The organism is Escherichia sp. E4385 (genome assembly GCF_963883145.1).
Taxonomy (GTDB): domain Bacteria; phylum Pseudomonadota; class Gammaproteobacteria; order Enterobacterales; family Enterobacteriaceae; genus Escherichia.
The window spans coordinates 353,239-365,800 of sequence record NZ_CAWOOJ010000014.1; the positions used below are offsets into that span (position 1 = coordinate 353,239).

Sequence of the window (12,562 nt, forward strand, 5' to 3'; positions counted from 1 at the left end):
CTGGAATTGCCTGATGCGCTACGCTTATCAGGCCTACGAGTTCAGTGCAAGGCGTTCACGCCGCATCCTGCATAAACTACGCTCGCTGTAACCCAGTCGATTATCGTTTGTAATCGATGGCTTCTGGCTGCTCCAGATACACGGTGGTTTGTGCCGGTTGTGTACTGGCGATCACTTTACCGCCACGTACCGAATAACGTACCGGAACCTGACGGCGCAGCGCGTCAAACCCATTTTCAGCCGGCAGGATAATCAGGTTAGCGCTGTTTCCGGCGGCAATGCCGTAATCCTGCAAATTCAACGTCCTGGCGCTGTGGTGGGTGATTAAATTCAGGCCATCATTAATTTGCCCGTAGCCCATCAACTGACAAACATGCAGCCCCATATGCAGCACTTGCAGCATATTCGCCGTTCCCAGCGGATACCACGGATCGAAGACATCATCGTGACCAAAGCAGACGTTAATGCCAGACTCCAGCATCTCTTTAACGCGCGTGATGCCGCGACGTTTTGGATACGTATCGAAACGCCCTTGCAGATGAATATTGACCAGCGGATTGGCGACAAAGTTAATACCGGACATTTTCAGCAAGCGGAACAGGCGTGAGGTATACGCCCCGTTATAGGAGTGCATTGCCGTGGTGTGACTGGCAGTGACTCGCGCGCCCATGCCTTCACGGTGCGCCAGGGCGGCAACGGTTTCGACAAAGCGTGACTGTTCGTCATCGATCTCATCACAGTGAACATCGATGAGACGGTCGTATTTTTGCGCCAGAGCGAAGGTTTTATGCAGCGACTCCACGCCGTATTCACGGGTAAATTCAAAATGCGGAATCGCCCCAACAACGTCTGCCCCTAAGCGTAACGCCTCTTCCAGCAACGCTTCACCGTTGGGATACGACAAAATCCCTTCCTGCGGGAAAGCGACGATTTGCAGATCAATCCACGGCGCGACTTCCTGCTTCACTTCCAGCATTGCTTTCAGCGCAGTCAGGGTTGCATCCGAAACATCGACATGGGTACGCACATGCTGAATACCGTTGGCAATCTGCCATTTCAGCGTTTGCCAGGCGCGTTGTTTCACATCGTCATGAGTTAATAACGCTTTGCGCTCGGCCCAGCGTTCAATGCCTTCAAACAGCGTGCCGGACTGATTCCAGTTCGGTTGCCCGGCGGTTTGCGTGGTGTCCAGGTGAATATGCGGCTCCACAAACGGCGGTAAAACTAAACCTTGTTCGGCATCCAGGCTGTTTTCAGTTATGGGCATCACACCGGATTGCGCGTCAATGGCGCTGATTTTTCCGTCCTGCAGATGAATCTGCCACAGCCCCTCTTTGCCGGGTAACCGGGCGTTACTAATTGTTTGTAAAGCGTTATTCGACACTGTTAGCCTCCACATGCGTCATTGCAGCTGTCGTTTTACGATTCAAAATCGGGTTAAGGATCAGATAGCTCAGCGCGCCACCTAATACCGCGTTGACCGGAACAATTCCCGGTAACCAGTGGCCTGCGGCAATCCCCAGCGCGACCGCCAGAATCGCCACCCAATTGACACTCATCATACGCGTGGTCGCAAAGTGCTCATAGCGGCGACGGTTCATCAGATAGTCAGCGATAATCACGCCGCCCACTGGAGGAATAGCTGCCGAAAGGAAGGTCAGCCAGCCGACAAAATTGTTATACAGCCATAATGCGCAGACCGTACCGATAATACCGTTAATCACCGAAAGGGTTTTGCTCGACATACCGGTAATGTTGGCGAAACCTAAACCCGACGCATACAGCGCGTTATCGTTGGTGGTCCAGATATTCAGCCCCAGCACCACAATCGCAGGCAGCAGCAGGCCCTGAGCAATCATCACATCAGAGATATCTGCCATGCCCAGTGCCGCAGCGCCCGCTGCACCGAAAATAAACATCAACGAGTTGCCGAGGAAAAAGGCCACCATCGCCACCAGCACCGCCAGTTTGGCATTGCGACCAAAGCGGACAAAATCAGCGGTGAGCGTACCCGCACTGATAAATGACCCCACAACCAGCGCCAGCGCGACATTGAAATCTAACGGTTGTGCGGGAACGACCGCTTTTAATGCGTCCAGGCCGCCCATGCCGTTAACGGCCAGCCACACGGAATAACCGCCAAGGCAGGCGATAGCCGGAACCGCAATCACCGAAAGAACCGTCAGCGCCGAAATGCCAAAGAAGACGGTGACGGTCATCAGTAAACCGGAGACGGCAATCAGCAAATTAATATCCAGCCCGGTTGCCTTGCCCACCGGAATGGCAAACATCGCCACGCCAACGCCAAACCAGCCAACCTGGGTGCCTCCCAGCAGCAGTGAAGGCAGCCATGAGCCTTTAACACCAAACGAGAAACGAGCAAGAAGATGAGTGGTCAGGCCGGTTTTTGCGCCAATGTAACCAAGAAATGAAGTGTAAATACCGAGGAGAAGATTACCGATGAGGACTGCGAGGAAGAAATCATGATAGCTAAGACCGGTTCCGAGAGTGCCGCCGGTCCACATACTGGCGGAAAAGAAGGTTAATCCCAGCATGACGAACGTCAATGCCAATACCCCTTTCCGCGCCGACTGCGGGACTGGCCCCTGGCTAAAGTTGTTATCTTGCGACACGAAATTCCTCCGTTTGCTGTTTGAAACCCAAAAAATCCGCCGCATTCTATTCATCTGAAGATAAAAAGCAATCGTTTTCGTGGGGAAATATATTTTTTATATGAATGAGTGCGAAAAGGTGGGGGAAAACTTATCTGTGTAAAAACAGTGGGTAGGCATGATAAGACGCGTCAGCGTCGCATCAGGCATCTGCGCACGGTGTCGGATGCGCCACACGACGCATCCGACAATAACTTACTCTTCCATCGCCTGGCGGATCTGATCCAACGACGCAGGATCATCAATGGTCGTCAGATCCCCAGGATCGCGTCCTTCGCAAATCGCCTGGATCGTGCGGCGCAGCATTTTTCCGGATCGCGTTTTCGGCAATTGCGAGACAAACCAGACGTGCGCCGGGCGGCCAAAGTTGCCAATCTGGCTGTCCACCAGCGCCATAATCGCCTTCTCTTGCGAGTGCGCCACCTCGCGATCTTCCAGGCTATCGCTCTCTTTCGGAATGACAAACGCCACCGCTACCTGCCCTTTCAGCGCATCTTTCACCCCAACCACCGCCACTTCGGCAACGCCAGGATGACTGGAGATACTCTCCTCAATCTCACGCGTCCCCAGCCGATGTCCGGCAACGTTAATCACGTCATCAGTGCGCCCGAGAATAAAGTGATAACCGTCAGCATCGCGGATGCCCCAGTCAAAGGTGGCGTACACCGGGCGGGAAAACAACGACCAGTAAGTCTTCACAAAGCGGTCGTCGTCGCCCCAGATGGTTTGAATACAGCCCGGCGGCAGCGGCCCTTCCACCACCAGCATCCCTTTCTCATTGACGCCGCACGGTTCGCCGGTGACTTCATTGAGCAACTGCACGTTGTAGCCATACATCGGCACACCAGGGCTTCCCAGACGCGTCGGCCTGTCATCCAGACCGCGAGCAATCGCCATAATCGGCCAGCCGGATTCGGTCTGCCAGTAGTTGTCGATGACCGGCACATCCAGCGTATTGCTCACCCAACTGGCGGTCGGCTCGTCCAGCGGTTCTCCAGCCAGATAGAGAACTTCCAGCGACGAGAGATCGTGTTTGCGAATTTCGGCGGTAGGGAATTTTTTCAGCACGCGAATAGCGGTCGGCGCTGAGAACATGCGGCTAACCTGATATTTCTCGACGATTTTCCACCACACACCGCAGTCCGGCCAGGTCGGCAATCCTTCGTAAACAATGGTCGCCATCCCCGCCAACAGCGGCGCGTAGACGATATACGAATGCCCAACCACCCAGCCGATATCCGAGGCGCAAAAGAACACGCCGCCCGCTTTGCCGCCAAAAATGGTGTCCATCGAGGTCGCCAGCGCCACCGCATAACCGCCGACGTCACGCTGCACGCCTTTAGGTTTACCGGTCGTGCCGGAGGTGTAGAGAATGCAGGAGATTTCGTTGGATTCCAGCCACGCCACCGGCACCCGCACGCCGATGTGTTGATGGCGCAACGACGCGAAATCGACATCCCGCCCACTAACACGCGGCATTTTCGCCAGCCCGCGATCCACCAGCAAAACGTGGCGCGGCTGATGCTGTGCCTGACTTATCGCATCGTCGAGCAATTTTTTATAGGGAATGATTTTGCCACCGCGCGCTCCGGCATCTGCCGAGACAATCAGCACCGGTTTAGCGTCATCAATTCGCGCCGCCACGCTGTGCGAAGCAAATCCACCAAACACCACCGAGTGAATAGCACCAATGCGCGCGCAGGCCAGCAGGGTAATATGCGCTTCGGCAATCATCGGCATATACACCAGCACCCGATCGCCACGCTGCACGCCCAGCGAGCGCAGCATTGACGCCACCGCGTTCACTTCGTCATGCAACTGGCGAAAGGTAAAGGTGCGCTCTTCTTCTGTTTCCGAAGAGACGGCAATCAATGCCAGCGCCTCTGGCTGTTTCTCCAGCCAGCGGTCGATAGCGTTATGGCACAAGTTGGTTCGGCCTTCACAAAACCAACGGGCAAACGGCGGATTGCTGTGATCGAGCGTTTGCGTAAAGGGCGTCTGCCAGTCAATACGCCGGGCCTGCTCGGCCCAGAACTGCTCCGGTTCGTTAATCGAACGCTGATAAAATTCGCTAAAAGACATAATGCTCTCCTGTTGAACTTACGCCTTACCGCCGTTTACTTAAATGACGTACAGGTCGAGATACTCATTGACCGGCATCTGTTCGAGGCGAGTTCTGTCGAGAGAAACCTCCAGAATGCGCTGCTGCTGGCGAGTCGGGAACTGGCGCGCGAGATTGATTTTGAATTTATCGACCAGTTTCGGAATACCGTCCTGACGGCGACGGGCATGACCAATGGGGTACTCCACCACCACTTCTTCAAAGCGCGTGCCGTCGGTGAACTCAAGGGTTATGGCATTGGCGATGGCGCGTTTTTCCGGGTCGTGGTAGTCAGCGGTAAATGACGGATCTTCAAAGCAATTGATCTTCTCGCGCAGGGCGTCGATGCGTTTATCTTGCGCAACCTTGTCTTCGTAATCTGCCGCCGTTAAGCGCCCGAATAGCAGCGGGATCGCCACCATGTACTGAATGCAGTGATCGCGATCCGCCGGGTTATTGAGCGGCCCTTTTTTGTCGATGATGCGAATACAGGCTTCGTGGGTACGAATGGTCACTTTTTCGATATCCGCCGCCGTTTTGCCTGCTGCCTGCATCTGTTCATAGAGCGTCATCGCTGCTTCAACGGCCGTCTGGGAGTGGAACTCCGCCGGGAAGGAGATTTTGAACAGCACATTTTCCATCACGTAAGAACCGTACGGGCGCTGGAAGCGGAACGACTCGCCTTTAAAGGAGACGTCGTAGAAGCCCCACACCGGCGCGGTCAGGGCTGACGGATAACCCATTTCGCCCGTTTTCGCCATCAGTGCCAGACGTACCGCGCGGGAGGTAGCATCGCCCGCCGCCCAGGATTTACGCGTGCCGGTGTTCGGCGCATGGCGATAGGTGCGCAGTGACTGACCGTCTACCCACGCCAGCGAAACGGCGTTGAGAATTTCCTCGCGGGTCAGGCCGAGCATTTCGGCAACCACGGCGGTGGAAGCCACTTTCACTAACAGAACGTGGTCGAGGCCGACGCGATTAAAGGAGTTTTCCAGCGCAATGCAGCCCTGAATTTCATGGGCCTTAATCATTCCGGTCAGCACCTGTTTCATGGTTAACGGGGCTTTGCCGCTGGCGACCGCGTTACGTGAAAGCCAGTCTGCCGTTGCCAGAATGCCGCCGAGGTTGTCGGAAGGATGGCCCCACTCCGCCGCCAGCCAGGTATCGTTGAAATCGAGCCAACGGATCATCGCGCCGATGTTAAATGCCGCCTGGACGGGGTCGAGCTGGAACTGAGTTCCGGGGACGCGCACGCCGTTAGGTACGACGGTGCCGGGGACAATTGGCCCCAGCAGTTTTTTACAGGCCGGGTATTCGAGAGCTTCCAGACCGCAGCCGAGAGTGTCGAGCAGGCAGTAATGAGCGGTGTCGTAGGCCACTCTGGAGCTGATTTCGTAGTTCATCACGTAATCGACGATATCAACGATTTCACGATCAAATTCCGGGCGGATGTTGTTGATTTGAGCTGACATTGGGTACGTTTCCTTATTGTTATTCGTAGAGGTTTACTGGCGCTTATCCAGCGCGACAAACGGGCGGTCTTCCGGTCCAACATAATTGGCGGAAGGACGGATAATTTTGTTGTCCTGACGTTGTTCGATAATGTGCGCCGCCCAGCCGGTGACGCGGGCGATAACAAACAGTGGTGTGAACATCTCGGTGGGAACGCCCATCATGTTGTAGGAAACAGCGGAGAACCAGTCGAGATTGGGGAACATCTTTTTCGTCTCCCACATCACCGTTTCCAGACGATCGGCGATGTTGTACATCTTCAGCGAGCCGCCTTCCTGCGAGAGCTGCTTCGCCACGCGTTTGATCACCTGATGACGCGGGTCGGCGATGGTATAAACCGGATGACCAAAACCAATGACCACTTCTTTGTTTTCCACCCGCTTGCGGATATCGGCTTCGGCTTCGTCCGGCGTTTCGTAGCGTTGCTGGATCTCCAGCGACACTTCATTCGCTCCGCCGTGTTTCGGCCCGCGCAGTGCGCCAATCGCGCCAATAATCGCGGAATACATATCAGAGCCAGTGCCCGCAATCACCCGACTGGTAAAGGTGGAGGCGTTAAACTCGTGTTCGGCGTACAGCACCAGCGAAATATGCATCGCCTTTTCCCAGCTTTGCGATGGCTTTTCGCCATGCAGCAGATGCAAGAAGTGACCACCGATGGAGTCGTCATCGGTTTCCGGCTGGATACGTTCGCCGTTGTGGCTGTAGTGATACCAGTAGAGAAGAATCGAGCTAAGTGACGCCAGCAGTTTGTCGGCAATATCTCGCGCGCCAGAAACGGTATGTCCCTCTTTTTCCGGCAGTGTGCAGCCGAGCGCGGAAACGCCGGTGCGCATAACATCCATCGGGTGCGACGCCGCTGGTAAGGCTTCCAGCACAGTACGCACGTTAGCCGGTAAACCGCGCAGGGCTTTCAGTTTCGTTTTGTAGGCGGCGAGTTCGTCACGGGTCGGCAGTTTGCCGTGGATCAGCAGATGCGCCACTTCTTCAAATTCGCAATGTTCCGCCAGATCAAGAATATCGTAACCACGGTAATGCAAGTCATTGCCACTTTTACCCACGGTGCAGAGCGCCGTATTGCCCGCCGGAACGCCAGAAAGTGCTACCGATTTTTTCGGTTTAATGACATGGGTACTGTTTTGCAGGATCGTTGTGTCGCTCATATTGTCCTCGTCATTTGTAGGGTCGAGATATTTTTCGTTGTGTTTTATTTCGCCTGATTACGGGCAAACAGGTCGTCGAGCTTCTCTTCGTACTGGTAGTAGTTGATGCTTTCGTACAGCTCGTTGCGGGTCTGCATGGTGTCGATGACGCTTTTCTGCGTGCCTTCCTGGCGCAGGACGTTGTAGACATGTTCAGCGGCGCGGTTCATGGCGCGGAACGCTGAAAGCGGGTACAGCGCCATCGCCACATGGGCGCTGCGTAATTCATCGGTAGTAAACAGCGGCGTGGCGCCAAATTCGGTAATGTTGGCGAGGATCGGCACCTGCACCGCATCGGCAAACTGGCGGTACATGGCGAGTTCGGTAATCGCCTCCGGGAACAACATCTCGGCACCGGCGTCAACGTAGGCCTGCGCGCGTTCGATCGCGGCATCCAGCCCTTCAACCGCCAGCGCATCAGTGCGCGCCATGATCACAAAATCAGGATCGGTTTTCGCATCCACCGCTGCGCGGATCCGATCCACCATCTCTTCTTTCGAGACGATCGCTTTGTTCGGGCGATGGCCGCAGCGTTTCGCACCAACTTGATCTTCAATATGCAATCCCGCCGCGCCCGCTTTAATCATCGATTTCACCGTACGCGCCACGTTAAAAGCCGAAGAGCCAAAACCGATATCCGCATCCACCAGCAGCGGCAGCGAACAAACGTCGGTGATACGACGAATATCGGTCAGCACATCATCAAGGGTAGAAATACCGAGATCGGGCAGCCCCAGTGAACCTGCCGCCACGCCACCGCCGGAGAGATAAATCGCCTGATACCCGGCACGCTGTGCCAGCAGCGCATGGTTAGCGTTAATGGTGCCGACAATTTGCAACGGGGTTTCTTTGCTTAGTGCAGCGCGAAACGCTTTACCTGGAGAGTGTAGAGACATAGCCCATCCTTTGTTATCAACTTGTTATTTGCGTTGATAAAGACAAAGCAAGGGGTGTGCCACAATTGCCTGAATAAAATTAAATGGTTGATTTCAATTTGTTAGAGATAAACTCATGAAATAATCCGCAAATATGCGTTTCAGTTAACGTTTCAGACAATGTTTCACCGCGTTTCATTGCAACAATTATGAAACAAGACTAAACCCAATATTCGGTTTCTTAACTTTGCGGTGCGCTATGGCACATCCACCACGGCTGAATGACGACAAACCGGTTATCTGGACGGTATCTGTAACGCGCTTGTTCGAGCTGTTTCGCGATATCAGCCTCGAGTTTGATCACCTGGCGAATATCACCCCTATCCAGCTTGGCTTTGAAAAAGCGGTGACCTACATCCGCAAGAAACTGGCTAGCGAACGCTGCGACGCCATCATCGCTGCTGGCTCTAACGGCGCGTACCTGAAAAGCCGCCTGTCAGTGCCGGTGATTCTGATTAAGCCGAGCGGCTACGATGTGTTACAGGCACTGGCAAAAGCCGGAAAACTCACCTCTTCTATCGGCGTTGTCACCTATCAGGAAACTATTCCGGCGCTGGTGGCGTTTCAAAAAACCTTTAATTTGCGCCTCGACCAACGTAGCTACATTACCGAAGAAGATGCGCGCGGGCAGATTAACGAGCTGAAAGCCAACGGCACCGAAGCGGTGGTCGGCGCAGGGCTGATTACCGATCTGGCAGAAGAAGCCGGAATGACCGGAATTTTTATCTATTCCGCCGCCACCGTGCGCCAGGCGTTCAGCGATGCGCTGGATATGACGCGCATGTCGTTACGCCATAACACTCACGATGCCACCCGTAACGCCCTGCGTACTCGTTACGTGCTGGGCGATATGCTCGGTCAATCACCACAGATGGAACAGGTACGGCAGACTATTTTGCTGTATGCCCGTTCCAGTGCAGCGGTGTTGATTGAGGGGGAAACGGGAACGGGCAAAGAGTTGGCGGCCCAGGCGATTCATCGGGAATATTTTGCCCGCCACGATGCGCGACAGGGCAAAAAGTCGCATCCGTTTGTTGCCGTCAACTGCGGGGCGATTGCCGAATCGCTGCTGGAAGCGGAGCTGTTTGGCTATGAGGAAGGGGCGTTTACCGGCTCGCGACGCGGAGGTCGCGCCGGGCTGTTTGAAATCGCCCACGGCGGCACGCTGTTTCTGGATGAGATAGGCGAAATGCCGCTGCCGTTGCAGACTCGTCTGTTACGAGTACTGGAAGAAAAAGAGGTCACCCGCGTCGGCGGGCATCAGCCTGTTCCGGTGGATGTGCGGGTCATTAGCGCCACTCACTGCAATCTGGAAGAAGATATGCGGCAAGGGCAGTTTCGCCGTGACCTGTTTTATCGGCTGAGCATTTTACGCCTGCAACTGCCACCACTGCGTGAGCGGGTGGCGGATATTCTGCCACTGGCGGAAAGCTTTCTGAAAGTGTCTCTGGCGGCGCTCTCCGCCCCGTTTTCTGCCGCATTACGCCAGGGATTACAGGCAAGCGAAACTGTGCTGTTGCGCTACGACTGGCCGGGCAATATTCGTGAACTGCGTAATATGATGGAGCGACTGGCGCTGTTTTTAAGTGTGGAACCGACGCCAGATTTAACGCCGCAATTTTTGCAGCAATTATTGCCAGAGCTGACACAAAAATCGGGTAACGTCATCGCCCCACCCTTGCTGACACCACTACAGGCACTGGACAAATTTAATGGTGATAAAACAGCAGCAGCGAATTATTTAGGCATCAGCCGGACGACGTTCTGGCGGCGGCTAAAAAATTAAATTGCCGGATGCGGCGTTAACGCCTTATCCGGCCGACAAAAACATGAATTTCAATATATTCCGTTCACCGATAGACGTGCGCATCGGGTTTGTTTACATGAGCTTCAGAATTACTTCTTCTTATAAAGATCTGCCGTGCCGTGGATCTTATTGTCAGTCTGACCGGAGGTCAGAACCAACACATCCGCACCTTTTTCATCCGCTTTTTTGATCAGATCTTCTTTTGCATCTGCGGTCGACATTTCATTACTGGTTGAAATATCACCTATTTTTTCATATTGCGATTCAACTTTTTCAAATTCCGCTTTGGTCATCAATTCAGCGGCATAGACATTTGTGACAACAAAAGCTAACGCACCAACTAAGAGCTTAGTTCCAGTTTTCATCGATGAACTCCATAATGTGTGATTGGCCAATGCCCTGAAGCTAACAGTCATCATCAGGGTTGATTAATAAGTAGTTCAGCGGTTAGGAAAAATCTATAGGAAAAGAGAATATATTTGTATTTTTCTCAACGATAGCCACATTCTCCCTGTTGTTTAATAACGCTTACTACAATTATCGCAGGTGTTCCTTAAATTAATTTTCATAAAAATCTCAAATTCCTTCATTCGCTAAAATCCAATATAAAATTCACATGAGCCACATTACTTTTCTGAACAAGAAACCACCAACCATATATTGATGTGATTTCCATACTTTTTCTTTATTTCACTTACATAAAGTTTAGGATTATTAGATTTATTTTTTCTAAACGACATAAAAAAACCCGCATTAACACAACTTACAAACCACTAAAACCAATCAATGCAATGAACAACTAACACTTTAATAAATTTATTACACCTAATATTACATATATTCTTATTTAGTAACTTGCATGTTTGTGCCTGACAAGGCGTCAGGAAGAAAACAGTGCAATAAAAAACATCTTGCCATTTAATTTTTAAGGATAAAAGTGAGTGATATGAAATCAGCAAAAAAAAGCTTATCAACACGGGCGATAGCCATTTCCACCATATTATTTACGCCAGTATCCTTGGCTATCACCCCACCTACAAATTCAGATAGTAATGTTATCATTAATAATAATGAAGAGATAAAACTCATTGCGTCAGAAGGCTACGATCCCGGATGGGAGCATTTTAACTCATTAAAAGTAGGTGAAGACTCTAATGGTTCATTACTCATTGATAATCTTTCACTTACCACTTCATCAGCCAGCATTGGTAATAATGCTGAAGGCTCCATTACTTTAACAAACCATACCAACTGGCAGTTCGACACCCCTGCCTCCAATATTTTTTTAGGCACTAACGAAGGCTCCGGTACGTTATACGTGTTAGAAGGTAGTAAGATAAGTGGCCTGCAATCAATAAGAGTTGGTGAGTTTTATGGTGACGCCAGGGGGACGTTGGTTATTGATGGGGAAAGCTCATCAGTCACCTCTAACATTGCTATTGTTGGCGATCAGGGAACAGGGAAAGTATCTGTTACTAACGGCGGTACACTCACTTCCCTGACTCAACTGAATATTGGGTATGTTGACGCCCATTCTTCTCTGTCAGCTAACCAGAGTAGTTATGGAGAAGTTCAGGTCGCCGATAAAAATTCAACAGTGAATGCCCCAAATATACTTCTTGGCGGATATAACACATCTTCTACTTCTGATACTACCGGAGTTCTCACTGTCAGCAACGATGGTGTAATCAATGCGAATTCATATATCTGGGTTGGTGTCTCCTCTAACGGAACAGGAATATTAAATATTGGAGGTGCGCAAGGTGAGTCTGCGCAACCTGCTGGTTCAATTAATACTCCCCGAATTTATTTAGGGGGGACAAATGCGTCAACCACTTCAATATTAAACTTTAATCACACCAACGCTGATTTTGTTCTGACCTCATACATAGACGGTAAAGGCCAGGTTAACCAGGTAGGTTCCGGGACAACCACATTATCCGGCGCGAATATCTATACCGGTAATACTTATATTAGCAACGGAAGTCTGCGCGCTGGCACGGTTGATACCTTCAGCCCAAACTCCGATTATATCGTCGACAGTGAAGGCCATCTCGATTTAAACACTTATTCGCAAACATTAAATACTCTGGCGCTGGCTGGAACAGCAACGTTGTCTTCGTATGAACAGGGTCACGAGTTCACGCCGACCACGCTGACCATTAACGGCAACTATGCTGCCAATGATGGCCTGCTAGTCATGCATACTGTATTAGGCGATGATAATTCCATAACGGATAAACTCATCGTAAAAGGTGATACTTCCGGTAGTACCCGCGTCATGGTCAACAATGCGGGCGGTCTGGGCGCGGCTACTCTGGAAGGAATAAAAA

General features: G+C 52.1%; 9 protein-coding genes. 2 read left to right on the forward strand and 7 right to left on the reverse strand.

Annotation, left to right across the window (positions count from 1 at the left end; all coding sequences use genetic code 11):
* Positions 1 to 100 precede the first annotated feature (100 nt).
* From codA to prpB, 6 genes are all read right to left on the reverse strand, one after another.
* A complete protein-coding gene (gene codA / locus AACS80_RS16100; RefSeq protein WP_135409568.1) occupies positions 101 to 1,384 on the reverse strand; it encodes a cytosine/isoguanine deaminase in 1,284 nt (427 codons plus the stop codon).
* Positions 1,374 to 2,633 carry a cytosine permease gene (gene codB, locus AACS80_RS16105; RefSeq protein ID WP_000076233.1) on the reverse strand — a complete coding sequence of 420 codons (1,260 nt, stop codon included), beginning with the start codon at positions 2,631 to 2,633 and terminating at the stop codon, positions 1,374 to 1,376. The genes codA and codB overlap by 11 nt, the downstream gene beginning before the upstream one ends.
* A gap of 234 nt (positions 2,634 to 2,867) precedes the next feature.
* Entirely contained in the window at positions 2,868 to 4,754 is a 1,887-nt protein-coding gene (gene prpE, locus AACS80_RS16110; protein WP_138183868.1) for a propionate--CoA ligase, read from the reverse strand.
* A gap of 39 nt (positions 4,755 to 4,793) precedes the next feature.
* Positions 4,794 to 6,245, reverse strand: coding sequence for a 2-methylcitrate dehydratase (prpD, locus tag AACS80_RS16115; RefSeq protein WP_135409567.1), 1,452 nt, complete (start codon positions 6,243 to 6,245; stop codon positions 4,794 to 4,796).
* A gap of 33 nt (positions 6,246 to 6,278) precedes the next feature.
* The gene (prpC, locus tag AACS80_RS16120) at positions 6,279 to 7,448 is read right to left on the reverse strand and encodes a bifunctional 2-methylcitrate synthase/citrate synthase (protein WP_135409566.1); all 1,170 of its coding nucleotides are present in this window, start codon (positions 7,446 to 7,448) and stop codon (positions 6,279 to 6,281) included.
* 44 nt (positions 7,449 to 7,492) lie between these two features.
* Entirely contained in the window at positions 7,493 to 8,383 is an 891-nt protein-coding gene (gene prpB, locus AACS80_RS16125; RefSeq protein WP_135409565.1) for a methylisocitrate lyase, read from the reverse strand.
* A 238-nt stretch (positions 8,384 to 8,621) separates the two neighbouring features.
* Between prpB and prpR the strand changes: the two genes are divergently transcribed.
* Positions 8,622 to 10,208, forward strand: a complete 1,587-nt coding sequence (prpR, locus tag AACS80_RS16130; RefSeq protein WP_138183869.1) for a propionate catabolism operon regulatory protein PrpR — start codon at positions 8,622 to 8,624, stop codon at positions 10,206 to 10,208.
* Between the two features lie 110 nt (positions 10,209 to 10,318).
* Here the strand turns inward: prpR and yahO are convergent, their stop codons facing one another.
* Entirely contained in the window at positions 10,319 to 10,594 is a 276-nt protein-coding gene (yahO, locus tag AACS80_RS16135) for a DUF1471 family periplasmic protein YahO (RefSeq protein WP_130206111.1), read from the reverse strand.
* Positions 10,595 to 11,175: 581 nt separating this feature from the next.
* On the opposite strand from yahO, the gene AACS80_RS16140 reads away from it, so the two are divergent.
* Positions 11,176 to 12,562 (forward strand): autotransporter outer membrane beta-barrel domain-containing protein (locus AACS80_RS16140; protein WP_240730955.1); only part of this gene is annotated, 1,387 nt, incomplete at its 3' end.

Excerpts from the sequence above, each read along its gene's own strand:
- prpC (WP_135409566.1), bottom strand. The coding sequence starts at position 7,448 with ATGAGCGACACAACGATCCTGCAAAACAGTACCCATGTCATTAAACCG.
- yahO (WP_130206111.1), bottom strand. The coding sequence starts at position 10,594 with ATGAAAACTGGAACTAAGCTCTTAGTTGGTGCGTTAGCTTTTGTTGTC.
- prpR (WP_138183869.1), top strand. The coding sequence starts at position 8,622 with ATGGCACATCCACCACGGCTGAATGACGACAAACCGGTTATCTGGACG.
- prpD (WP_135409567.1), bottom strand. The coding sequence starts at position 6,245 with ATGTCAGCTCAAATCAACAACATCCGCCCGGAATTTGATCGTGAAATC.
- prpE (WP_138183868.1), bottom strand. The coding sequence starts at position 4,754 with ATGTCTTTTAGCGAATTTTATCAGCGTTCGATTAACGAACCGGAGCAG.
- prpB (WP_135409565.1), bottom strand. The coding sequence starts at position 8,383 with ATGTCTCTACACTCTCCAGGTAAAGCGTTTCGCGCTGCACTAAGCAAA.